The following is a 21,366-nucleotide window of genomic DNA, read 5'->3' as shown; positions in this document are numbered from 1 at the left end:
GCGCGGCCTCGATGGTGGCGTTCAGGGCCAGCAGGTTGGTCTGCTCGGCGATCGCGGTGATCGTCTTGATGACGTCGCCGATCTCGGCCGACGACTCGTTCAGCTTTGCCATCACCGCGCTGGTGGCGGAGGTGACCTCCACGGCCCGCGACGCCACCTGTGCGGCCTGGGTGGCGCTCTGGCTGATCTCGCGGATCGAGGCGCCCATCTCCTCGGCGCCGGCGGCGACGGTCTGGATGTTGTGCGACATCGTCGCGGCCGACTCGGCAACCGTGGCGGCCTGCTGGGCGCCCTGCTCGGCGTTGGCCGAGCTGTGCCTGCTGGTCTGGGCCAGCGCTTCGGCCTCGGCAGCCAGGGTCTGGGCGTGCTCGCCCAGATCGGTCACTGTCTGCCGCAGCGTGCCGGTGGCGCGGCGCAGCGAGTCCGCCATGGCGCCGATCTCGTCGCGCTGGTGCACCTGGAGGTCGCCGGACAGGTCTCCCTCGGCGACCCGGTCCAGGACCTGGCCGACGCGGCGCAGGGGCTGCACCAGCAGGCGCGCCACGTAGAGCGCGGCGACCACGGCGAGTACCAGCGCGGTGCTCGCCATGACGGTGACCAGCGTACGGGTCCGGGACACCGTCGCGTCGAACTCCTTGCCTTTCAGCAGCGCCGCGTCGGCGTAGTCGATCTCCTGGGCGAGCAGCGTCTCGTACGCCTTGCGCAGGTCCCGGTTGGCGCCCAGAGCCAGCGTGGTGGCAGCGGCGGGCTGATCCGCGTAGAGGGCGAACTCGCTCCGCAGCGCCGCGAACCACTTGTCGGTGGCGGCCTGGATCGCCTCCACCCGCGACGCCTCCGCCGAATCGGCGACCTCGCGCGCCGCGGCCAGCGCGCCGTCGACCTTCTCCTTACGGCCGAACGCCTCCTTGCTGAAGCTGGCATCGCCCTTGAGCAGGAAACCGCGCTCATCGTTGGCCGCGGCCTTCGCGGCCAGCGCGGCCGCGTTCAGGTTCGTGCTGTACGGGAGCACTTTCGCGATCTCGGTGTTCCGGCTGTTCTGCAGCGCACCAATGCCGGTGATGCTCAGGATCCCGGTGGTGACGGTTCCGGCGATCGCCACGGCGGCGACTGCAAGCACCTTGGTCGAGACCTTCCGGTCCCTGCACCACTGCCCCAACCCACGGTTACCGGTCACGTCCCTCTCCCTTTGCTCGGCATCACTCCATCGGCATACGGGACATCGATTTGAGCCCGCGCCCCGCACTTCAATTGACCGACAGCGAGAGTTCATCTTGTGTTCATTTATGCGGGTCGGCCCGGCGTAGGCACGGGGCACATGTTCGCTGGATGTTCAGCCGCGCTCTGCAACCGCGCCGCCGTCGCGGCGGAGGATGGGACTCGCGATAGGCATCGTCTACGACGGGTCTGCAGATGATCCTTCTGGTGATAGCAGCGATGGCGGCACTCGGCGGCACGACGTGGCTGGTCCTGGAACAGCCGGTCGCCCGCGATCCCGTACGCAATCAGCGGTTGTCAATGATCGGGCTGTTGGTGTGCCTGGTGAGCGCTATGGTCGCGCTCGCAGCGGTCTTCGCGACCGCGCCGTGACCGGGCATGCCGGGAGAGCACCAGCACTGCGGCGGCCCTGGCCGCCGTGGCGCAGATGCTCATCCCGGAAACGGATGCGCCGGCGTCGTGACCGGGCTGCCATCAGATGAACTTTCCCGCGCGGCTCTCGCCGCGCCCTTGGAAGCGCTCTAACCTTGACGCCTCGAAGAGAACCGGGAAACGAAAGGTAACGCGATGACGACCGCCACGGTCGACGTCACCACCAGTTCGGACGGCACCCTCGTCATTCACCCCCTCGGCCGCCTCGACGCGGAGGACACCATCGGACTACGCCGCACCGTGGTCCGCGCCATCCGTCACGACCGGCCTCTCCGGCTGGTCCTGGACCTGACCGACGCCGTAGACCTGGACCCGATCAATCTCGGCACCCTTGCCGCGGCCTGCCACCTCGGCGACGATCACCAGGTCGCGGTCTTCCTCGACCACCGCTCCCCCGCCCTCGCCGAGCGCCTGCACGCGGCCGGCGTGCCTCGCCACCGGCTGCGGCACGTCAGCTGAGGCTCTCCCGGCCGGTTTCCGATCGCTGGTGGCGAGACCACACCGGCCGGGCGCCGACAAGATCACCGCGGCGGACGAGGTCCGTACGCTTCGGGCAGTCGCATGCCACGCTCGGCCATGACCTGACGCACCCGGTCCGGGTAGTCGGTGATGATCCCGTCGATACCCAGGTCCATCAACGCCACGACGGTCGCCGGGTCGTCGCAGGTCCACGGGATCACCTTCAGACCGCGGGCGTGTGCCTGCCGCACCATCGCCGCGCTGACGTAGAAACGGAAGCCCGGGTCGCCGATCGTCGCGTTCTGCGGAAAGCCGTAGACCGGGGACAGCGCCGTGACGCCGGGGATCGCCGCGGCAACCCGTTCGAAGTCCCCGCCGAAGTCGTCGGCGTCGAGCCCGCCCAGCCACGGCGACGCGCCGGCCTGGCCGACCTGCAGGAAGTCGTAGTTGGTCAGCGCCACCAGCGGCCACCGGGGCGCGAACCGGTGCATCAGCATCAGGGCGCCCCAGTCGAACGATTGGATGGTGACCTGCCGCTCGATGCCCGAGGCGTGGATCTCCTCGTACACCCGGCGCACGAACAGCTCCCGCGGCTGGGTCTGTTCCGGCGCGCCGGCCTCCACCTTGGTCTCGATGTTCAGCGTGACGCCGGTGGCGTGGTAGCGCTTGACCAGGTGGAGTACGTCCTTGAGCTGGACCATCCGGAAGCCGTGGATGACTTCCTGCTCGGGAAAGCCCGGCAGCTGCTGGTATCCGCAGTCGAGCGTCCTGATCTGGGCCAGCGTCAGATCCTTGAGGTATTTGCCGACATACGGGTACTGCGGGTCGCCTTCGGTGACCGGTGCGGTGTCGCGGCACTTCACCGCGCTGATCTGCCGGTCGTGGTTGACCACGACCTTCTCGTCCTTGGTGACGTGGGTGTCGAGTTCGAGGGTGCTGACGCCCAGCCGCAGCGCTTTCGCGAACCCCTGCAGCGATTCCTCGGTGGTCAGGCCGAGACCACCCCGGTGGGCCTGCAGGTCGAATCGGATCGTCGAGGCGTGCCCGTCAGGATGCTTCACCGGTGGTGAGTTGGCGCTGCCCCCGGCAGTGAGCACGGCTGAAATGACCACACCGATCGCCGCTTGAAGGGCAGCCATCACGCCTCCGATCGACGTTTCAACGACTACCAGCACCATAGGTCCGGTGTCGTAGCGTCCGGGTGGAAGCGCGGTGAACGTTGCCGAAGGCATTGCGCGCCACGGCGCTCAGCGGCCCCACCGCGAGGCGGCAGCGGCGGCTTCCAGGGCGGTGACATGCGGGGCGGTGCCGCGTTCGCGCAGGAAGGTCCACGCCAGGGAGTACGGGGGTGCCTTCTCCGGTCTGGCGTGTGCCTGGGCGACGATGGTGTCGACCAGCGAGCGTGTCATCTCCCGCCGCGGGTGGGCGGCGTGGATCCGCGCGGCGTCGGCCTCGGTCACGAAGGCCGCGTCGAGGCCGATGTCCACACCCACGCCGCGTCGTACCAGCTCGCACAGCACGCTGCGGCGCTCGGCGATACCCGGTGAGGTGTGCAGCGCGATCGCGTCCCAGACGGCGTCGACGTCGGCGGTGGGCAACCCGCGAGCGGTGAGGAACTCGGCGGCGACATCCGCGCCGTCGATCTCGAAGCGCTGCCGGCGGTCACCCAGGGCGGACAGGCCGACATCGTGCAGCACGCAGGCCACGAACAACAGTTGCGGCTGGTAGTCACGGCCCGCCACGGCCTGCTGATGCTCGGCGAGCAGCCGGGCGAACAGATAGCTGCGGACGCTGTGGTTGGCCACCTCGATGGATTCCGCGTCGGCGACCAGAGCCAGGGTGGCCGTGGCCAGTTCGTTGTCGGGCAGGGTCAGGACGTCCGAGGGCGGCGGCGTAGCGGGGTGCGTCGTCATGGTGATCATCATGGGCCCGCCGGCGACCGGAGAGTGAGTGGCCCGAAAGCCCTCCTTCGATAGGATCCTGCCATGGTCGAGCATGCGGTCGCGGTACTCGCGCTGCCCCGGGTGGTGCCGTTGGACCTGGGCATCCCGGCCAGCATCTTCGGCGAACACCTCGACCTGCCTTACCGGCTCACCATGTGCGGCCCCGAGCCCGAGGTCGCGACCACGACCGGCTTCACGGTCCGGGTGCCGGGAACCCTCGCCGACGCCCGCCGTGCCGACACGCTGATCGTTCCCGGCTACACCAGTCCTGCCGACGATCCGTCGCGGGAAGTGCTGGACACGATCACACAGGTGTACCGCGCCGGCGGCCGGGTGGTCTCCATCTGTTCCGGCGTCTTCGCCCTGGCCGCCGCAGGGGTGCTGGACGGCCGTCGCGCGACGACACACTGGAGCCGGACCGCCGAACTCGCGGCTCGATACCCGCGGATCACCGTGGACCCGCGCGTGCTCTACGTCGACGAGGACCGGCTGCTGACCTCAGCCGGGGTCTCGGCGGGCATCGACCTGTGCCTGCACCTGATACGCCGTGATCACGGTGCCGCGGCGGCCAACCGGGTCGCCCGCAAGGTGGTCGCCGCACCGCACCGGGACGGCGGCCAGACCCAGTTCATCGAGTCGCCCGTCGTCGCCGGCGACACCTCGCTGTCCGGCACCCGGGCCTGGGCCCTGGCCAACCTCGACCGCCGCGTCAGCGTGCCCGAACTCGCCCACCGGGCCGCCATGTCACCACGCACCTTCGCCCGCCGCTTCGTCGCCGAGACCGGCCGCACCCCGCTGCAGTGGCTGCTGCACGCCCGCATCGACCGCGCGCGTGAGCTGCTGGAGAGCAGCACCCTGAGCGTCGCCCAGATCGCCGGCCGCGCCGGCCTGGGCACCGCCATCAATCTCCGCGCGCACTTTCGCAACCTGGTCGGCACCACACCGACCGCCTACCGCCGTGCCTTCCGCACCGTCGCCGTCCCGTCCGAGCGCAAGCCGTAACCGTCCCCGCCGCCGCGCCGGAGAACGGGCGAGAGGTCCCGGTCGATCTCGTGGCGTATGCGGAAGTACCGTCCGACCATAACCGCGATCAGGACAAACCGCCCTGATCTCTGGGATGATGACCGCATGCGTGTGGTGGTGGACCTCACCAAATGCGAAGGGTACGCGCAGTGCGCGTTCCTGGCTCCGGAAGCGTTCCGGATGGTCGGCGACGAGGCGCTGCTGTTCGACCCGGCGCCGTCCGCCGAGCTCGGCGAGAAGGTGCTGCGCGCCGCTGCCGCGTGCCCGGTGCAAGCGCTGCAGGTGGACCTGGCCGACCTGCCCGTGCCCCCGCCGGCGGAGACGGTCGTGGCCGCGACCGACGACCGGTTGCGCCGCGAAGGCCGGATCGTGGTCGCGGGCCTCTGGAAAGCGGCGACTTGATCAGCACCCTGGTCCTGCTGCTGATCGCCGGGCACGAGACCACCGTCAACCTCATCACCAACGGCTGGCTGACCTTGCAACGCCATCCCGAGGTGCTGCAGCGGCTGCGTAGCGAACCCCGCTTCGCCATTCGACTGGTCGAGGAGTTGCTGCGCTACGAACCGTCGGTGCACATCCTGCCCTTCCGGTCAGCGATCTCCGACATCGAGGTCGGCGGCACCACCATCCGCATGGGCCATCCGATCGCGGTGCTGCTCGCCTCGGGTAACCGGGACCCGCAGTGCTTCCCGCACGCCGACCGCTTCGACCCCGACCGGACCGACAATGTGCACCTGTCATTCGCCGGCGGCATCCACTACTGCCTGGGCGCTCCACTGGCCCGCCTGGAGGCGCAGCTCGCGCTCACCCAGCTGGCCCGACGGCTGCGGAACCCGCGGCTGCTCGCCGACCCGCCACCCTACCGGCCCAGTCCCATCCTGCGGGGGCCTGTCCACCTGGCCGTCGCCTACGACAGCGTCGAACCGGCCTGAAAGTCGTCCCGCCGCCGAGCACGCGTCGTGCACCTGTTCACCGATCGGAATCGCGGCGACGCCGTGCGAGCTGGTGCTGCCCGCGGGTTCGAGAGCCGCTGATCAGCGTGTTCCGGAGCCCGCTGGCGCCAGCCGGAAGCGGCGCTCGTCAGGTGGGGAGCCACTGTGCGCGACCGTATTCGCGTCGGCAGGCGCTGGAGATCGGTGGCGGCCCGGGCTTGCATCCGGTACTCGGGTACAGGCTTACCGTCAGGGGCATGACCATTACCAAGGACCGGGCGTGGACGCCCCAGGCGTGCACTCTGCCTGCCGCCGATCGGCCGTTGCGGCTGGCTGCGTTCGACGAGTTGTCCGCCACCGCGCTGCTCGATCAGCAGCGCCCTTCGTCCACGGCACTGTGCTGGGAGCTCGATCCCGCTGCCGAGGCGACGGCTCGTGACCTGGCTGGCCGGGAGAGCAGCTGCTGCTCGCTCTTCACTTTCACCTTCGATCCGGGCGATGGAGTGCTGCGAATGCTGATCGCGGTCCCGGGCGCACAGGTCGACCTCCTGGACGCGTTGCAGCATCGGGCCGCCGGCCGGATGCGGTCGTGACCGGTCTGCGCAGCAGCCAGGTCGCCGACGCGGCCGGGGTGAACCTGCAAACCTTGCGTTACTACGAACGTCGTGGGCTGTTGGCCGAACCGGAGCGCAGCCTCGGCGGGCACCGACTCTACCCGGCCGAGGCGGTCACCGTGCTGAAGGTGATCAAGGCGGCGCAGCGGCTCGGGTTCACCCTCGACGAGGTCGCCGAGCTGCTGGACACCGCGGGGCATCGGCATGGCCGCCGGGACGCCGGCCTCCAGGAACGATCGAAAGCCAAGCTCGCCGAGGTGGAGGCGAAGATCGCCGACTTGCAGGTGATCGCCTCGACGCTGCGGGCCGCCGTCGAGGCCGGCTGCGACGACCTGGTGGCCTGCGCCGGCCGACCGTGCTGCCCGATCCCGTTCGCCACTATCGCGCCAGGAGCTCCTGATGCCGACTCTCGTTGACCGCGCTCGCCGACTGCTGCCGTCGGGGTTGACCGGTGCGGCCGGGCTCGCCTGTGCCGCTTGCTGCGTCATCCCGATGCTGCTCGCGGCCGGCGTTGTGTCCGGCGCGGGCTGGGCCGCCGCTGTCTCCTGGATGCCCGGCGCGGCGGTCGCCCTCGCCGGGGCCGCGGGCGGCGCCTGGTGGTGGGCGTCACGGCGCCGCCACCACACCGGATGCGCCGGAGGCGGCTGCGCCTGCGCGGCGCGGTGACCTCGGAGACCGCGGGCGACGATCACTGAGGTGGACGGGCTCACGTTCGGCGGCAACCTCATCGAGACCGGCACCGGCTCCTACCGTCTCGCGCAGACCCGTGCCCGGGCCGAACACGCGGCCCGGACACGAAGCTGAAGTATCCAGGTCGGTCAGCAGCGACCACCACACCCGGTGTCCTGTTCGTCTGCGTCCACAACGCCGGCCGGCGACCACGGTCACCGCAGTGATCACCACGGCGATCACTGCTGCGATGGCGGGAGGCGGATCCGCATGGCGGCGCCCTCGCTGAGCTCGTCGACGGTGAGGGTGCCCTGGTGGGCGGTGATGATGTCGCGGGCGATCGCCAGGCCCAGGCCGGTGCCGCCGGCGTCACGGGAACGACTGTCGTCGAGGCGGACAAACCGATCGAAGATGCGGTCGCGGTCGGCGTCCGGGACCGGCGGACCGTCGTTGCCGACCACGATCTCGCCCTGCCCGTCGCGAGCGGCCAGGCTGATGGTGACCCTGTCGCGGGCGTGCCGGACCGTGTTGTCGACCAGGTTGCGCAGCACCCGGGTGAGCTGGTCCGGATCGCCGATCACCCGGACCGGCGTGACGCCGCCCTCGATCCGCAGGGCGGGGTGTTCGGTGGCGACCCGCTCGCGTTCGGCGAAGACCAGATCGTCGAGGTCGACGTCCTCGCGGCGAACCGGCTTCTGCTGGTCGTCGACGCGGGCCAGCAGCAACAGGTCCTCGACGAGGCGGGACATCCGGGCGCTCTCCCCGCGGATGCGCCGGACCGAGCGTCCCGCTTTCTCGTCGAGGTTCGCGGCCCCCAGCAGGTCGGCGTTGGCCCGGATGGTGGTCAGCGGGCTGCGCAGCTCGTGACTGGCGTCGGCGACGAACCGGCGCTGGGCCGCGGCCGACGCCTCGATCCGGTCCAGCATCGTGTTCATCGTCGTGGCCAGGGCCGCGATCTCGTCGTCGGCCTCCGGCAGGGGCAGCCGGGCGTGCAGGTTCGTCGCGGTGATCGTCGCGGCCTGCCGGCGCATCGCCTCGACCGGGCGCAGGGTGCGGCCGACGAACAGGAAGGTGGCGACCCCGACCACGAGGGCGAGCACCGGCAGCCCCAGCAGCAGCGCGGTCAGGATCGCCTCGGTGCTGTCGGTGACGGCGTCCAGCGACTCGGCGACCAGCACGATCCGTTCGCCGTCCGGGGTGGAGACGCCGGACGCCACGATCCGCCACGGCTCCCCCTCGGTGAAGCGCAGGTTCTTCGTCTCCTGCAGGCGCCGCCCGGCCGCCGGGCGCAGCGCCGACAGCGCGGGCATCCCGGCGATGGCGCCGGACGCGCCGACCACCTCGCCCTGCGGGGTCACCACCTGCGCGAGGCTGCGGCCGGGGACCGACGCGCGTAACGCGACCACGAGTGCGCCCGGGTCCTGGGCGGTGAGCGCGGTGATGACCTGGGCGGTCCGGTCCTTGGCGGCGCTGTTGACGTTGTCGAGCAGGATGCCGCGGGCGGTGAACAGCAGGATCGCGCCGGCGAAGACCGACGCCAAGACGACCACGACCCCGGCCGCCAGGGCGGAGCGCATCCGCACGCCGAGTCGTCTCCGCAACAATGGGAGCATGCCGGTCACGCTAACCAGGCCTTCCTGAGGTCGTACTGAAAAGGGCTCTTGAGGAACTTCTCAGCGGTGACCGGGCAGCCTGCCGGACCCGGCGGCACGACGGAAGGTGGAACCCCCATGAGGGTGCTCGTGGTGGAGGACGAGGTCGCCATGGCGGAGACCGTCCGCGACGGTCTCCGCCACGAGGGGTTCACTGTCGACCTGGTCCACGACGGCCCCGAGGGGCTGTGGACCGCCACCGAGAAACCGTACGGCGCCTACGACGTGATCGTGCTCGACATCATGCTGCCCGGCTTGAGCGGCTACGAGGTCTGCCGGCAGTTGCGCGCGGGGCAGGTGTGGACGCCGATCCTGATGCTGACCGCCAAGGACGGCGAGTACGACCAGGCCGACGCCCTCGATCTGGGCGCCGACGACTACCTGACCAAGCCGTTCTCGTTCGTGGTGCTGATCGCCCGGCTCCGGGCGCTGGTACGCCGTGGAGCGCCGGAGCGGCCGGCGGTGCTGCGGGCCGGGGATCTGACCCTTGATCCCGCGGAGCGTCGGGTGCTGCGCGGCGACACCCAGGTACCGGTGACGCCGCGCGAGTTCGCGCTGCTGGAGTTCCTGATGCGCCACCGCGGGCAGGCGATGACCAAGACCGCGATCATCGAGAACGTCTGGGACGCGCACTTCGACGGCGACCCGAACATCGTCGAGGTGTACATCGGCTACCTGCGCAAGAAGATCGACCATCCGTTCGGCCGCAATGCCATCGAGACGGTCCGCGGAGCGGGCTACCGCCTGGCCGAGGAGGGCTGAGCCCACCGGGCGCGGATCAGCTCGATCGCGGAGATCCTCGACCGGCGGTACGCCGCGACAGCGCCCACCGCGAGCAGGCCGATCGCCGCGCCGGCCGCGATGTCTGCGGGATAGTGCACGCCGGCCCAGACCCGGGCCACGCCGACGGCGGCCGCCGCGAGGGTCAGCACCACGCCCCAGCGGCGGCTCAGGAAGGCGAACACCGCGAACGCGATGGTGAACGCCGCGGAACCGCTGAAGAGCGGTGGCGGTCGGCTACGTCACATCGGCCTGGCCGTCAGGCGATGTCCGGCGACGCGGAACCCGCGGGCCGACGACACCCGCCGCGAGCCCGTTCGGCTGGGCTCCGCCCGAACTCCCGGGCAGCGAAGGTGTCCGAACATATCGCGAAAACTTGCTTCCGAGCCGAAGACGCAGTTCAACGCCTTGTCAGTGCGTACGTCCGGAAAATTATCGAAGCGGTTCGATTGATCTGGGAGCGTTTCCATGTCAATCTTCCGCCGAGCGCGGACCGGAGTCACCGCCAGTTCCCGCGCCGCGGACCGCACGAGAGGAACCCCCCATGAGTTCGATGGCAAGGAGGGCCGGGCTCGGGATCGCCGCCACCGCCCTGGCCCTCACCGCAGCCGGGTACGGCGTGACGAGGCCCGCCTCGGCCGACGTCACAGCCCAGTTGACCGCTCCTCAACTGGTCGCCGACATGGGTGCCGGATGGAACCTGGGCAACCAGCTGGAAGCCGGCAACAACGGCATCCCGAGCGAGACGGCGTGGGGCAACCCGGTCGTCACGCAGGCCCTCATCAACCGGGTGAAGGCGTCCGGCTTCAAGACCATCCGCATCCCGATCTCCTACCTGGGAAAGATCGGGGCCGGCCCGAACTACACGATCGACGCCGCCTGGCTCACCAGGATCCAGGAGGTCGTCAACTACGCCTACAACCAGGGCCTGTACGTCGTGATCAACATGCACGGCGACGGCTACAAGTCCGTCACCGGCTCCTGGCTGATCTGCGACGCGGCCGACCAGACCACTGTCAAGGCCAAGTACCAGAAGGTGTGGCAGCAGGTCGCCACCCGGTTCGCGAGCTACAACGAACACCTCATCTTCGAGTCGATGAACGAGGAGTTCGACGGCCAGTACGGCAACCCCACCCAGCCGTGCTACTCCAACATCAACGCCTACAACCAGGCTTTCGTCGACACGGTCCGCAGGACCGGCGGGACGAACGCCTCGCGCTGGCTGCTCGTCCCCGGCTGGAACACCAACATCGACTACACCGTCGGCAACTACGGGTTCGCCCTGCCGACCGACCAGTACCGGTCGTCGTCGATCCCCGGCACCGAACAGCGGATCATGATCTCGGTCCACTACTACGACCCGTGGGACTTCACCGGCCAGGAGGACGGCACCATCACGCAGTGGGGGCCGAACGCGACAAACCCGTTGAAAACGTCGACCTGGGGACAGGCGGACTATCTCGACGGGCAGCTGAAGAAGGTGCACGACACCTTCGTGGCGCGCGGCTACCCGGTGCTCGTCGGCGAGTACGGGTCGATCGACAAGACAGCCGCCGACCCGGCGAACAACAGGTACCGTGCCGACTACGCGCGCACCCTGGTGTCCGCCGCCAAGAAGTACGGCGCGGCCACCGCCTACTGGGACAACGGCTACAACGGGGCGTACGGGTTCGGGCTGTTCAACCGCAGCTCCGCCACGGTGACCCAGCAGGGCATCATCGACGCCATCATCAGCGCCGCCGGCGGCGGTTCGCCCTCCACGCCGCCGCCCAGCAGCCCGTCGGCCACCCCGTCCGCCACGCCGCCGACGTCGAGCCCCGCCGGCGCCTGCCGGGTCACCAGCGCGGTCAGCGCGTGGAGCACCGGGCTGACCAACAGCATCACCGTCACCAACACCGGCGCCAGCGCCGTCAACGGCTGGACCCTGACCTTCGCCCTGGCCGCCGGCCAGGCCATCACCTCCGGCTGGAGCGCCACCTACTCCCCCACCAGCGGCAGCGTCACCGCGACGAACGCCAGCTACAACGGCACCCTCGCGCCGGGAGCCTCGACCACCATCGGGTACCAGGCCACCCACACCGGCAACGCCGCCGCCCCCACCGGGTTCCGGCTCAACGGCGCCACCTGCAACTGAGCCACCACGGCGGGCCGGTGCCGCACAGCGGCACCGACCCGTCGGCAGAACCGGTCCACGGGCCGGGAGCGTGGTCCGGCGAAGGCAAGCCGGCCGGCGGAAAGCCGCCCTCCTGGGGTCCTCCGGAGCAGGAGCGCGGACCCGCCGAGCGGCTCGCAACCGACTTGCTCCGGTACGGCGTTAAGCGTCACCGCCCATGTCGCCGACTTGTCTCACGGGTGAAGGTCGGCGAACCCGAGATGTCAGACATCGCGTTCTCGCACTCGGTCCACGCGATCTTTCTAGAATACTGACCGGACGCAGTGAGAGATGTTAGAGGAACCTTCGATGGACCGGCCGCTGATCATCGTTGCCGAGGACGACGGCGACATTCGCGAACTGCTGACTCTCGCTCTCGAGAAAGCCGGCTACCGGGTGGTCGGCGCGGGGACCGGCAGCGCCGCCGCCCGGCTGCTGACCACCACTCGCCCGTCCGGTCTCATCACGGACGTGCGCATGCCCGACATGAACGGCATGGAACTGTGCCGGCTGGCTCGGCGGGAGCACGCCACCCGCGACATCGCCATCCTGATGTTCTCCGCCAGCAGTCACCGGCACGACATCGAGGCAGGGCTCAACGCCGGCGCCGACCGCTATCTGCCCAAGCCGCTACGGCCTCGTCAGATCGTCGCCGAACTCGAGGAAGTCCTCGCCGGTTCCCATCAGCGATCGCCCGCGCCGTCACCCGGCGACCACCGTCCCGGTCCGGGAGGAGTCTTCACGCTCGCGGAGCCGTGACGACGCGATCGGCGCCCGCTTGCCAGGACGCCGCGTAAATGAACGCCTCGAACGCCACCTCGGCGACGATCACCAGGTCGCGGTCTTCCTCGCCCACTGCTCCCCCGCCCTCGTCGAGCGCCTGCCCGCGGCCGGCGTGACTCGCCACCGGCCGCGGCACGTCAGCCGAGGTCCCCCGGCCGGTTTCCGATCGCCGCATCAGGGTGGGCCGGGAAGACCGCGCGCATACCTGGCCGCCTACGCCTCCTGCTCAGCGGCTTCACCGAGGGCCGGGGGAAGCCGACCGGCGGGTCGGCAGGTCAGGACCGCGCCCGGCGGTCCTGCAGGCCGGTCAGCAGGGCGCAGACGATGGCGCAGGCCACGCTGAGGCCGACCAACAGCATCAGGGCCCCGGCCGCGAACAGGCCACTGTCGTCGCTGAGCGCCGCCTGGACAGTCCAGGCCGTGGTGAAACCAAGGGTCAGGGCCGCCGACGCGTACAGCGGCCGGACGCCGCCGAGCACCGCTGCGGTCAGCAGGATCAGCAGGGTGAGCGCGCAGCCGGCAACCTGCCACGTCTGGTAGGGGCCGCTCTCGGCGCCGGTGACCGGATCGGTCTGATACTCGTCGTCCCAGCCCAGCCACCCCAGCCACACTCCTGCGGACAGCACCGCGACGGACACGGCGGCGATGACCTGGAACAGCGGGCTGCGTTTCACCGGCATGGAAAGTCCTCCTTGGTGGTCGTCGTCGATTATCGCGCCCGGACCGGCGGTCCGCTCTGAAGGTGCGAACGGTGACGCCGGGCGGGACGGTTCCTCGGCCATGGCCCCCGGGGTTGGAACCGCCACTGCGGATCGCGCTCGGCTGTGCCGGTGGCCGCGCAACCCGGCGCCGACGACCTGATCACAGGAGTACGGCTGCCTGGTCGCCGCGGCCGCGTTCACCGGTGTGCGCGTATCCCGTCTCCGGCGTCCACCGCAGGCACCGGCGTCACCACGCACAGGCCTGAGATCCGCTCGGCACGTGGGTGCCGCTCCAGAGGCGCGGAAGCAGAGCGGAGCCTGGGCTATCCGGGCATCGACGCGAGCCGCGCAGCCGCGGAGGCCTCCGGCGTGCCGACCACCTCGGCGGCCTCCAGAGCGAGGAACTCGTCGACCGCGTGCGGGTGGAACTGCACCCCGCGGCAGCGCCGCAGCTCGGCTCGGGCTTGCTCCACGGAGAGTGCGGGATGCCCGGGGCGCCCGGTTCGCATGTGCGCCCACGCGGCGCAGACGCCGGCCACCATGCTGACCGGCAGATCCGGGTCCTTTCCGCAGCGGCGTACGGCCTCGCGCACCACCGCGGTCCAGCACTGGATCTGCCGGTCGATGTCGGCCGGGTCGCCGCCGACCGGCGTGACAGCGGTGACCCGCTCCACATCCCCCACGGCGACCCGGTTGCGACCGCCGCGCTTCGCCGCGTACAGCGCGCCGTCGGCCGCGATGAGCAGCTCCTCGGTGGACGCCGTGCCGGGCAGCGCCGCGGCGCCGACCGAGACGGTCACGGTGATCGTCGTACGGCCGTCGACGAGCACCGGAGCGGCGGCGATCCGCTCCCGCAGCAGCTCCGCCAGCGCTGCCAGGCGGTCGGGTACCACCCCGGTCACCAGCACCGCGAACTCCTCGCCGCCGAACCGGGCGACCACGTCCGTGTCGCCGCACGCCTCCTGCAGCCGGCGCGCCACCTCCTTCAACACCTGATCGCCGGCCGGGTGGCCGTACGTGTCGTTGATGTGCTTGAAATGATCCACGTCCACCAGCAGCATCGCGAACAAGCCGCCGCGCCGCGCCGCCCGCTCACTCGCCACGCTCAGCGCATCGGAAAGGTAGCGGCGGGTGTAGACGCCGGTGAGGCCGTCGGTCATGGCGATCCGGCGCTGCGCCGCTATCAGGCCGGCCATGCGCGTGAGCATCAGCAGGAACAGTACGGCCGAGGCGGTCACCACGACGAGGTCCGAGCCGGCCGCGTGACGCAGGTTCTGCACGACCAGCACCACCGGAGCCACCAGGGTGGCGATCGCCAGCAGCACCACGCGGTACAGCGTCGCGCCGGACCGGCCCTCCACCGGCTCGGCGACCTGCCGCATCGACGGGTGCAACGCGGCTGCACCGAGCGCGAGATAGCTGGTCAGATACAACGCGTCCGACCAGCCGCCGGTCTCATACGCTCCGTGCAGCGCCAGCAGGCCGTACGCGGTGTCGGCGAACAGCGTCAAGGCGAGGAACGTCAGCACCAGTTGGTAGGAGGCCTGCCGGGCGCCGCCGCCGAGCAGCAGTCGGATCGCCACGGTGAGCACGCACAGATCCATGACCGGATAGATGGTGGCCGCCACGCGGTCCAGCGCGGAGAAGCCCGGCCCGGCGACCGCGGGGTGGATGAGGAACACCCACCAGAGCACCGCGGCCGCCACCGCGAAGATCGCGGTGTCCACCAGCGCGGCCGTGTTGCGCTGAGGCGAGCGCCTGCGGCCCAGCAGCACCAACGCGGCGGCGACGAGCACGTACTGGGAGAGGTAGAGGATGTTGGCCAGTACGGGGTAGTTGGTCTCGCCCGCGGTGGTGGCCACGAAGTAGGCGACGTCGGCGCTGGCGTACATCACCTGGCCGGCTGCGAGCAACCACCAGACGGGCCTGGCTGCCGGCCGGTGCATCCGGATGCCCACCGCCATCGCGGCCGCCGTGCCGGCGCTCACCAGGCAGTAGGACGCCACCTGGGCGACGGCGTGCGACGCCGGTACGAGGAAGTGGCCGACGGCCGGCACCGCCGCCGTCAAGCACCATACGACCCAGGCCAGCGACCGGGGCGTGCGCGAGGCCGCCAGCGCCGTGGCGGTCTGCGGGCCGCTGCTCGAAGATGTCACCGCACCATCCCACCACCCTCGCATTGTCGACCGAGGTCTTCGGCGGTTGCCGGATGGTTGCCCGGTGGCCGGCCACCGCCGAGCGGTCCGGGCCGGGCCGCGACGTGAACGCCGGGTTCGAGGCTCGGTCAGCTTCCCACGGTCACCTTCAGGACACGTTCGTTGCTGTTGCCGGGCACGCTGTCCTTGTCGCCGCCGGTGCTGGTGGTCAGCCACAGGTTGCCGTCGATCGACGGCTCGACGGTCCGCAACCGGCCGTAGGTGCCGACGAAATACTGCTGGACGTCGGTGAGCGTGCTGCCGCTGATCACCGCACGATAGAGCCGAGCCCCCCGCAGGCAGGCGATGTAGAGCACGTCACGGACGATCGCGATGCCGCTGCAGGAGGCCGCCGCGACCGGGTAGGTGCGTACCGGCGCGATCAGGCCGGAGGCGGCGCAGTCGCCGGTGGTGCCCTCGCACGCCGGCCACCCGTAGTTGCCGCCCTTCACCACGATGTTGGTCTCGTCCATCACGTTGTTGCCGAACTCCTGCTCCCAGAGCCTGCCCTGCGAGTCGAAGGCGAGCCCCTGCGGGTTGCGATGCCCGTAGCTCCACACGTAGCTGCCGGCGAAGGGGTTGTCGGCCGGTACGCCGCCGTCCGGCCGCAGCCGCAGCACCTTGCCGCCGAGGCTGGCGAGATCCTGGGCCTGGTCCGGGTCCTGGCCGTCACCGGCCGCGGCGTAGAGCATGCCGTCCGGGCCGAACCGCAGCCGCCCGCCGTTGTGGTACTTGTTGCGCGGGATCCCGGTGAGCAGCACCTGGAGCGTGTCGGTGCGCAGGGTCCCGTCGTACCGGATCCGGACGATCCGGTTGTCCGTGGCACTGGTGTGGTAGACGTACAGCCACCGGTCGGTCGTGAAGTCCGGCCCGACCGCCAGCCCCAGCACACCGCCTTCACCGTTGGTGCCCTGCACGCCGGGCACGGTGCCGATGCTGTGCTTGTCACCGCCGGTGGCGTTCATCGCCACGACGTCGAAGACGTCCCGACGGCCGTAGAGGACCGTGCCGTCGGGCGTCTGGACCAGGCCCCAGGGCAGATCCGACTCGGTGGTCACCTGGGTGGTGCCGCACACCGGGTTGGTGCAACTCGGCCCGGTGGACACGGTCACCGCGGCACTCTGGGCCGACAGGTTGCCCTGGGCGTCCCGCGCCAGCACGGCGTACCGGTAAGCGGTGTCCGGGCGCAGGCCGCTGTCGGTGAACGAGGTCGCGGGCGGGTTGCCGTCCGACCCGGTGACGCTGCCCACCACGGCCCCGTCGCGATACACGACATATCCGACCACTGCCACGTTGTCGGAGGCGGCGGTCCAGGACAGGACGACCGAGGTGCCGGTCGCGGTGCCGGTCAGCCCGGCGGGGGCGGTCGGCGCCTGGTCGTCCACCTCGCAGTAGGGCGGCGTGACGGACACCGTCGGACTGGCCTGCGAGACGTTCCCGGCCTGGTCCCGGGCGTTCACATACCAGCCCCAGGTGGCGCCACCGACCACCGGCAGGGTTGCCGACCTGGTGATTCCCGGCACGGACCGCACGAGCTGGCCGTCGTGGTAGATGTCGTAGGCCGCGACGCCGACGTCGTCGGTGGCGGCCGACCACCGGAGGGTGACCGCCTCACATGTGAGCGCGCCGGCACGCAGCCTGGCCGGGGCGCTCGGTGGCACGGTGTCGGCCGGTGCGGCCGGCGGCAGGGATCCGCCGGCGGCGATCAGCACCGGAAGGAGCAGGGGCAGCGCGAGAGCGCGCATGGGAGCAACCTTTCTGACCGGGTCCGGAACGCGAGCATCAGTACGGGTAACCGGGAACGCCGAGCCGGACGGTGAAGATCCCGTAGTCTCCGGTCCGGCCGGCGGTGATGAACAGGGTGCGCCGATCGGGGCCGCCGAACGCCGCGTTGGTGGCCTCCGGACCGGACGAGATCGTGCCGAGCTCGGCACCGGCCGGCGAGAACACGTGCACCCGGCCCTCGTTGTGCGAGACCCAGTAGACGTTGCCCGCGCAGTCCACGGTGACCCCGTCCGGGCTGCCGATGGTGGCGAAGACGGCGCGCGCGCCGGTGCTGCCGTCCGGGTTGACGGCGTACGCGTAGATGCGGTTCTCCTCGTACGCGCCGACGTACAGGGTCCGGCCGTCAGGGGACAGCGCGATGCCGTTGGGCTGGCGCACGGTGTCGTCGACGAGAGTGACCTGTCCGTTCACGACCCGGAACACCCCGGTCCGGCCGCGCATCTCGTCGGTCCGGCGGCCCCGCTGGAAGCTGGGGTCGGTGAAGTAGACGACGCCGTCCGCGCGGACCGTGACGTCGTTCGGCGAATTGAACGCCCGGCCTTGGAAGCCCGCCGCGAGGACGGTACGGCCGGTGTCGGACAGGCGGAAGGCGGAGACGGCGCGGTTGTCGTGGGTGGCGGCGACGATCTGCTGTCCGTCCGGGCTCAGCGCCAGGCCGTTGCTGCCGGAGGCGGCGACGAACGTCTCGGCCGGCGCCGGTGGGGCCAGCCGGCGGATCGTCGACGGCTGGACCTGTTGAGCGCCGGTGGCCGCGCCCAGATCCGACACCAGGAGGTAGCCGGGGTCAGCGATCCAGACGGGACCTTCCAGGAACGAGAATCCGCCCTGGACCCGGGTCGCGGACAGCGCGGTAGCGGGAAGGGGAGATTCCGCGGGTGCGCCGGCCTCGCACACCCCGGGCGGCGCTCCCGATGGGTTGTCCGGGCCGGCAGCGGCCGGCACCGAGGCGGCCAGCAGGGACGCGGCCCCGGCGATGGCCGTCGCGCAGAGTCGAAATGATCGCGACATATAGACGTACATGATTGTTAACGTAACACCTCCGGATGACCTCGCAACCTGGCAGCGGAGGATCATGAACCGCCGATGACCTGCTCGATTGTCGCCAGAAACCCCACTTCCGGTGCGCCGAGGCGCGAATCCCGCTCGCTCGTTTGAACTTTTGGGAGCGCTCCCGTAGCATGCCGCTAAATACTGTTAGCGGTAACCAGACAATGATCTCCGCGAATTGCTGGACCGTCATCGCCGCCAGGGGAGAGCCTGTGACCAGTTCCCGTTCGGCCGAGGTCGTCCCGGTACTGGCCGGCGACGTGCCGGCACCGGCGGCGAGAAGGGCGAGAATCAGCGCGGGGGTGGCCGTCGTCGCCGTGTCGGTCGCCGCCGGACTCATCGCGTTCGGCGCGGCCCCGGCCGACGCCGCCGTCGGCGGGTCCGGCCCGTATCCCGCCGACTACGAGACCTCGGCGACCCTGCCGAACCACACCATCTACCGGCCCCAGACGCTCCCGTCCGAGCGTCTTCCCATCTTCGTGTGGGGCAACGGCGGCTGCGCGGCCAACGGCACCGGCCAGGTCAACTTCCTCCGGGAGATCTCCTCCCACGGTTTCCTGGCGATCGCCAGCGGAGCTCCGAACGGTTCCGGCTCCACCACCTCTCAGATGCTCACCCAGTCCATCGACTGGGCCGTCGCGGAGAACTCCCGGCAGGGCAGCAAGTACTTCGGCAGGCTGGACACCACCAAGATCGCGGTGGCCGGGTGGTCGTGCGGAGGACTCGAGGCCTACGCCGTCTCCGCCGACACGCGCGTCACCACGACCGCCATCTTCAGCAGCGGGTTGTTGAACGACGGCGACGATTACCAGCTCAGGAGACTGACCAAGCCGATCGCCTACTTCATCGGCGGCCCCAGCGACATCGCCTACCCGAACGCCATCGACGACTGGGGCAAGCTGCCGGCCGGGCTACCCGCGTTCATGGGCAATCTGAACGTCGGGCACGGCGGCACCTACGACCAGACCAACGGCGGCGAATTCGGCCGTGTGGCGGTGCTCTACCTCAAGTGGCGCCTGAAGGGCGACACCACCGCCGGCGCCAACTTCGTCGGCGCCGACTGCGGCCTGTGCCACAGCCAATGGCAGGTCCAGCAGAAGAACCTGACGCTCGGCGACGGTACGCCCGGCACGCCACCGGTCACACCGTCCGGCTCACCGTCCAGCGGTGGCGGTCCCGCCTGCTCAGCGGTCTACACGGTGCAGGACCAGTGGAACGGTGGCTTCGTCGCCAACGTCAGCGTGACCGCCGGATCCACCGCGCTCAACGGCTGGCTCGTCGCGCTCAGCCTCCCGGCCGGAACGTCCATGACCTCGGTGTGGAACGCCGTCTCCAGCGGTTCCAGCGGCAACGTCACCGTCACGAACCAGAGCTACAACGGACGGCTGGCCGCCGGCCAGAGCGTGACCTTCGGTTTCCAGGGCACCGGCAACGGCAGCGGGGCCGCGGTCAGCTGCACCGGAAGCTGACCGGCCCCCAAACGGCAACCGCCACATCCGGCGCGTCGCCGGGCACGGCGTCATACGCCGGTCAGGGCGCGCTCGGACGCCGTGGTGGCCCGGCCCAGTAGTGGGTGGTACCCGGGTGCCGCACGCGTTCACCGTCGCGCCCGACGGCACCTCCGTCATCGACCCCGGCCAGGTGACCATCGAGGTCGAACAGATCCTCGACGCGGTGACGAGCGACCCGCGGCTGGGCACCCGCATCGCCGGCGTCGCGATGGGGGCGAGTACGTGTGGGCCCGGCTCGCCGGGCAGCCGCTCGCCGGGACGTCCACGATGGTCTGGACCGGGCTGCTCGACCGCCGCACCGGCGAACTCGACGCCGAGCTGCTCACGGCCGCCGGCGCCCATGAGTGGCCCCACCCGGACGGCGTGCTCAGCCCGCACACCGCCGAGGACCTGTCGCGGTAGCCGCCGAACTCGACGATCGGCCACGCAAGATCCTCGGGGGGACATTCCCGCCCGGCGGTTCACCGGGGTTGCTCATCGAAGCCGCACGATCAAGTATCCGCTTCTGCCGACGAGCGGACATTGAAGTCGCCGCTCACCTGCTCAGCCCGCGGATGTGAGGTCAGCGGTTCCGGTCAAGGTAGCGGTGACGTCGAGGAGGTTCCGCAGTGCCGGTCCTTCGCGGGCCGGCATCCACGCGACGACGGTCTCGGCGTGGTCATCGGCCAGGGGCACGAACACGACCCCGGTGCGTCGGATGCTGCGGGCGGAGCGGGCGAGGCGGGTCACTCCGACGCCTGCGGCGACGAGGCCGAGCAGATTCGGCACGCCAGCGGCGCGCTGGACGACCCTGGGGGTGAACCCGGCGGCGGCGAAGTCCCGGTCGTACCTCGCGTGCCAGGGCGGCCACGACTCCCGCGGCGTGAGAACCCAGTTCTCGGCGGCAAGGTCGGACAAGCTCAGTACGTCGCGGTTGGCGAGGGGGTGCCCCGCGGGTAGCACCGCGCAGACCGGCTCCACAGCCAGTACCCGGGTCACCAGGTCGGCGACCAGTGGCGGGCGGGTGAACGCGGCGTCGAAACGCCCGGCACGCACGCCGGCGACGAGTTCATCGATCGGCACGTTATAGGTCGTCAGTTCGAGGTCGGGGAATCGTTCCCGCATGGCTCGCACGACCGGCGGCAGCATGTAGTTGGCGGTCGAGGTGAGAAATGCCAGGTTGAGGCGGCCCATCTCGCCGCGGTCAGCGCGCTGCACCACGACGACGGCGGTGTCGAACCGGGTGAGGACGGCGCGTGCTTCGGGCAGGAACACCTGTCCGGCGGCGGTCAGCCGGGTGCCGCGGGTATCCCGGTCGAACAGGCGTACACCCAGGCCGCGTTCGAGGGCTTGGATCTGCTGCGACAGCGACTGTTGAGCCAGGTTCAGGTATTCCGCGGCGCGGCTGAAGCTCAGGTGCTCGGCCACGGCGACGAAGTATCGCAGTTGCCGCAACTCGACGCTCACAGGCTAAGACTGTAACCACTGCAGGAA

Annotated in this window: 24 protein-coding genes; 13 read left to right on the top strand and 11 right to left on the bottom strand. The window is 70.5% G+C overall.

What is annotated here, in order from left to right; translation table 11 throughout:
- The coding region (locus Asi03nite_RS22585; RefSeq protein WP_203682420.1) for a methyl-accepting chemotaxis protein at positions 1 to 1,174 on the bottom strand (1,174 nt) is incomplete at its 3' end.
- A 236-nt stretch (positions 1,175 to 1,410) separates the two neighbouring features.
- On the opposite strand from Asi03nite_RS22585, the gene Asi03nite_RS22580 reads away from it, so the two are divergent.
- Both Asi03nite_RS22580 and Asi03nite_RS22575 read left to right on the top strand, forming a co-directional pair.
- Entirely contained in the window at positions 1,411 to 1,587 is a 177-nt protein-coding gene (locus Asi03nite_RS22580) for a hypothetical protein (protein WP_203682419.1), read from the top strand.
- A 195-nt stretch (positions 1,588 to 1,782) separates the two neighbouring features.
- Positions 1,783 to 2,106, top strand: a complete 324-nt coding sequence (locus Asi03nite_RS22575; protein ID WP_203682418.1) for an STAS domain-containing protein — start codon at positions 1,783 to 1,785, stop codon at positions 2,104 to 2,106.
- Between the two features lie 62 nt (positions 2,107 to 2,168).
- On the opposite strand, the gene Asi03nite_RS22570 is transcribed toward Asi03nite_RS22575, so the two are convergent.
- Together Asi03nite_RS22570 and Asi03nite_RS22565 are read right to left on the bottom strand one after the other, a co-directional pair.
- Positions 2,169 to 3,245, bottom strand: coding sequence for a glycerophosphodiester phosphodiesterase family protein (locus Asi03nite_RS22570; protein WP_203682417.1), 1,077 nt, complete (start codon positions 3,243 to 3,245; stop codon positions 2,169 to 2,171).
- Between the two features lie 108 nt (positions 3,246 to 3,353).
- Positions 3,354 to 4,019, bottom strand: coding sequence for an HD domain-containing protein (locus Asi03nite_RS22565; protein ID WP_203682416.1), 666 nt, complete (start codon positions 4,017 to 4,019; stop codon positions 3,354 to 3,356).
- A gap of 72 nt (positions 4,020 to 4,091) precedes the next feature.
- On the opposite strand from Asi03nite_RS22565, the gene Asi03nite_RS22560 reads away from it, so the two are divergent.
- From Asi03nite_RS22560 to Asi03nite_RS22535, 6 genes are all read left to right on the top strand, one after another.
- The gene (locus tag Asi03nite_RS22560) at positions 4,092 to 5,051 is read left to right on the top strand and encodes a GlxA family transcriptional regulator (RefSeq protein ID WP_203682415.1); all 960 of its coding nucleotides are present in this window, start codon (positions 4,092 to 4,094) and stop codon (positions 5,049 to 5,051) included.
- A 126-nt stretch (positions 5,052 to 5,177) separates the two neighbouring features.
- Positions 5,178 to 5,474, top strand: a complete 297-nt coding sequence (locus Asi03nite_RS22555) for a ferredoxin (protein ID WP_203682414.1) — start codon at positions 5,178 to 5,180, stop codon at positions 5,472 to 5,474.
- The gene (locus Asi03nite_RS22550) at positions 5,471 to 6,004 is read left to right on the top strand and encodes a cytochrome P450 (protein ID WP_203682413.1); all 534 of its coding nucleotides are present in this window, start codon (positions 5,471 to 5,473) and stop codon (positions 6,002 to 6,004) included. The genes Asi03nite_RS22555 and Asi03nite_RS22550 overlap by 4 nt, the downstream gene beginning before the upstream one ends.
- A 257-nt stretch (positions 6,005 to 6,261) precedes the next feature.
- Positions 6,262 to 6,597, top strand: coding sequence for a hypothetical protein (locus Asi03nite_RS22545; RefSeq protein ID WP_203682412.1), 336 nt, complete (start codon positions 6,262 to 6,264; stop codon positions 6,595 to 6,597).
- A complete protein-coding gene (locus Asi03nite_RS22540) occupies positions 6,594 to 7,034 on the top strand; it encodes a MerR family transcriptional regulator (protein ID WP_203682411.1) in 441 nt (146 codons plus the stop codon). The genes Asi03nite_RS22545 and Asi03nite_RS22540 overlap by 4 nt, the downstream gene beginning before the upstream one ends.
- Complete coding sequence (locus Asi03nite_RS22535; RefSeq protein ID WP_203682410.1) at positions 7,018 to 7,284, top strand: hypothetical protein; 267 nt, start codon at positions 7,018 to 7,020, stop codon at positions 7,282 to 7,284. Before Asi03nite_RS22540 ends, Asi03nite_RS22535 begins: the two co-directional genes overlap by 17 nt.
- Before the next feature lie 242 nt (positions 7,285 to 7,526).
- On the opposite strand, the gene Asi03nite_RS22530 is transcribed toward Asi03nite_RS22535, so the two are convergent.
- Positions 7,527 to 8,900 carry a sensor histidine kinase gene (locus tag Asi03nite_RS22530; protein WP_239102858.1) on the bottom strand — a complete coding sequence of 458 codons (1,374 nt, stop codon included), beginning with the start codon at positions 8,898 to 8,900 and terminating at the stop codon, positions 7,527 to 7,529.
- Positions 8,901 to 9,017: 117 nt separating this feature from the next.
- On the opposite strand from Asi03nite_RS22530, the gene Asi03nite_RS22525 reads away from it, so the two are divergent.
- Positions 9,018 to 9,701 carry a response regulator transcription factor gene (locus Asi03nite_RS22525; RefSeq protein ID WP_203682409.1) on the top strand — a complete coding sequence of 228 codons (684 nt, stop codon included), beginning with the start codon at positions 9,018 to 9,020 and terminating at the stop codon, positions 9,699 to 9,701.
- Here the strand turns inward: Asi03nite_RS22525 and Asi03nite_RS22520 are convergent.
- Complete coding sequence (locus tag Asi03nite_RS22520) at positions 9,677 to 9,916, bottom strand: phosphatase PAP2 family protein (protein ID WP_275409493.1); 240 nt, start codon at positions 9,914 to 9,916, stop codon at positions 9,677 to 9,679. The genes Asi03nite_RS22525 and Asi03nite_RS22520 overlap by 25 nt on opposite strands.
- A 347-nt stretch (positions 9,917 to 10,263) precedes the next feature.
- On the opposite strand from Asi03nite_RS22520, the gene Asi03nite_RS22515 reads away from it, so the two are divergent.
- Both Asi03nite_RS22515 and Asi03nite_RS22510 read left to right on the top strand, forming a co-directional pair.
- Entirely contained in the window at positions 10,264 to 11,853 is a 1,590-nt protein-coding gene (locus tag Asi03nite_RS22515; RefSeq protein ID WP_203682407.1) for a cellulase family glycosylhydrolase, read from the top strand.
- Positions 11,854 to 12,180: 327 nt separating this feature from the next.
- Entirely contained in the window at positions 12,181 to 12,630 is a 450-nt protein-coding gene (locus Asi03nite_RS22510; protein WP_203682406.1) for a response regulator, read from the top strand.
- Here Asi03nite_RS22510 and Asi03nite_RS22505 read toward each other — a convergent pair.
- From Asi03nite_RS22505 to Asi03nite_RS22485, 5 genes are all read right to left on the bottom strand, one after another.
- Positions 12,611 to 12,778, bottom strand: coding sequence for a hypothetical protein (locus Asi03nite_RS22505; protein ID WP_203682405.1), 168 nt, complete (start codon positions 12,776 to 12,778; stop codon positions 12,611 to 12,613). The two genes, Asi03nite_RS22510 and Asi03nite_RS22505, sit on opposite strands and share 20 nt — an antisense overlap.
- Positions 12,779 to 12,929: 151 nt before the next feature.
- Positions 12,930 to 13,334: a hypothetical protein gene (locus Asi03nite_RS22500; protein ID WP_203682404.1), complete on the bottom strand. Its 405-nt coding sequence runs from the start codon at positions 13,332 to 13,334 to the stop codon at positions 12,930 to 12,932.
- Between the two features lie 344 nt (positions 13,335 to 13,678).
- Positions 13,679 to 15,511: a GGDEF domain-containing protein gene (locus Asi03nite_RS22495; RefSeq protein WP_203682403.1), complete on the bottom strand. Its 1,833-nt coding sequence runs from the start codon at positions 15,509 to 15,511 to the stop codon at positions 13,679 to 13,681.
- Between the two features lie 128 nt (positions 15,512 to 15,639).
- Positions 15,640 to 17,295 carry a PQQ-dependent sugar dehydrogenase gene (locus Asi03nite_RS22490; RefSeq protein ID WP_203682402.1) on the bottom strand — a complete coding sequence of 552 codons (1,656 nt, stop codon included), beginning with the start codon at positions 17,293 to 17,295 and terminating at the stop codon, positions 15,640 to 15,642.
- 37 nt (positions 17,296 to 17,332) lie between these two features.
- Positions 17,333 to 18,355, bottom strand: a complete 1,023-nt coding sequence (locus Asi03nite_RS22485; protein ID WP_239102857.1) for an SMP-30/gluconolactonase/LRE family protein — start codon at positions 18,353 to 18,355, stop codon at positions 17,333 to 17,335.
- A gap of 239 nt (positions 18,356 to 18,594) precedes the next feature.
- Between Asi03nite_RS22485 and Asi03nite_RS22480 the strand changes: the two genes are divergently transcribed.
- Complete coding sequence (locus Asi03nite_RS22480) at positions 18,595 to 19,851, top strand: cellulose binding domain-containing protein (protein ID WP_239102856.1); 1,257 nt, start codon at positions 18,595 to 18,597, stop codon at positions 19,849 to 19,851.
- Between the two features lie 264 nt (positions 19,852 to 20,115).
- Positions 20,116 to 20,295, top strand: coding sequence for a hypothetical protein (locus tag Asi03nite_RS38010; protein ID WP_239102855.1), 180 nt, complete (start codon positions 20,116 to 20,118; stop codon positions 20,293 to 20,295).
- Positions 20,296 to 20,436: 141 nt separating this feature from the next.
- Here the strand turns inward: Asi03nite_RS38010 and Asi03nite_RS22470 are convergent, their stop codons facing one another.
- Positions 20,437 to 21,339, bottom strand: coding sequence for a LysR family transcriptional regulator (locus Asi03nite_RS22470; protein ID WP_203682400.1), 903 nt, complete (start codon positions 21,337 to 21,339; stop codon positions 20,437 to 20,439).
- Positions 21,340 to 21,366 lie beyond the last annotated feature (27 nt).

The sequence above is a fragment of the Actinoplanes siamensis genome (genome assembly GCF_016862395.1).
In the GTDB taxonomy this organism is placed as follows: Bacteria; Actinomycetota; Actinomycetes; order Mycobacteriales; family Micromonosporaceae; genus Actinoplanes; species Actinoplanes siamensis.
Note: the sequence above shows the minus strand (reverse complement) of the source record. Positions and strands in the feature narration are given on the sequence as shown.

Coding starts and splice junctions, on each gene's coding strand:
- Asi03nite_RS22515 (WP_203682407.1), top strand. CDS start 10,264: ATGAGTTCGATGGCAAGGAGGGCCGGGCTCGGGATCGCCGCCACCGCC.
- Asi03nite_RS22530 (WP_239102858.1), bottom strand. CDS start 8,900: ATGCTCCCATTGTTGCGGAGACGACTCGGCGTGCGGATGCGCTCCGCC.
- Asi03nite_RS22510 (WP_203682406.1), top strand. CDS start 12,181: ATGGACCGGCCGCTGATCATCGTTGCCGAGGACGACGGCGACATTCGC.
- Asi03nite_RS22580 (WP_203682419.1), top strand. CDS start 1,411: ATGATCCTTCTGGTGATAGCAGCGATGGCGGCACTCGGCGGCACGACG.
- Asi03nite_RS22565 (WP_203682416.1), bottom strand. CDS start 4,019: ATGACGACGCACCCCGCTACGCCGCCGCCCTCGGACGTCCTGACCCTG.
- Asi03nite_RS22555 (WP_203682414.1), top strand. CDS start 5,178: ATGCGTGTGGTGGTGGACCTCACCAAATGCGAAGGGTACGCGCAGTGC.
- Asi03nite_RS22490 (WP_203682402.1), bottom strand. CDS start 17,295: ATGCGCGCTCTCGCGCTGCCCCTGCTCCTTCCGGTGCTGATCGCCGCC.
- Asi03nite_RS22570 (WP_203682417.1), bottom strand. CDS start 3,245: ATGGCTGCCCTTCAAGCGGCGATCGGTGTGGTCATTTCAGCCGTGCTC.
- Asi03nite_RS22575 (WP_203682418.1), top strand. CDS start 1,783: ATGACGACCGCCACGGTCGACGTCACCACCAGTTCGGACGGCACCCTC.
- Asi03nite_RS22560 (WP_203682415.1), top strand. CDS start 4,092: ATGGTCGAGCATGCGGTCGCGGTACTCGCGCTGCCCCGGGTGGTGCCG.
- Asi03nite_RS22485 (WP_239102857.1), bottom strand. CDS start 18,355: ATGTACGTCTATATGTCGCGATCATTTCGACTCTGCGCGACGGCCATC.
- Asi03nite_RS22525 (WP_203682409.1), top strand. CDS start 9,018: ATGAGGGTGCTCGTGGTGGAGGACGAGGTCGCCATGGCGGAGACCGTC.
- Asi03nite_RS22535 (WP_203682410.1), top strand. CDS start 7,018: ATGCCGACTCTCGTTGACCGCGCTCGCCGACTGCTGCCGTCGGGGTTG.
- Asi03nite_RS22545 (WP_203682412.1), top strand. CDS start 6,262: ATGACCATTACCAAGGACCGGGCGTGGACGCCCCAGGCGTGCACTCTG.
- Asi03nite_RS22500 (WP_203682404.1), bottom strand. CDS start 13,334: ATGCCGGTGAAACGCAGCCCGCTGTTCCAGGTCATCGCCGCCGTGTCC.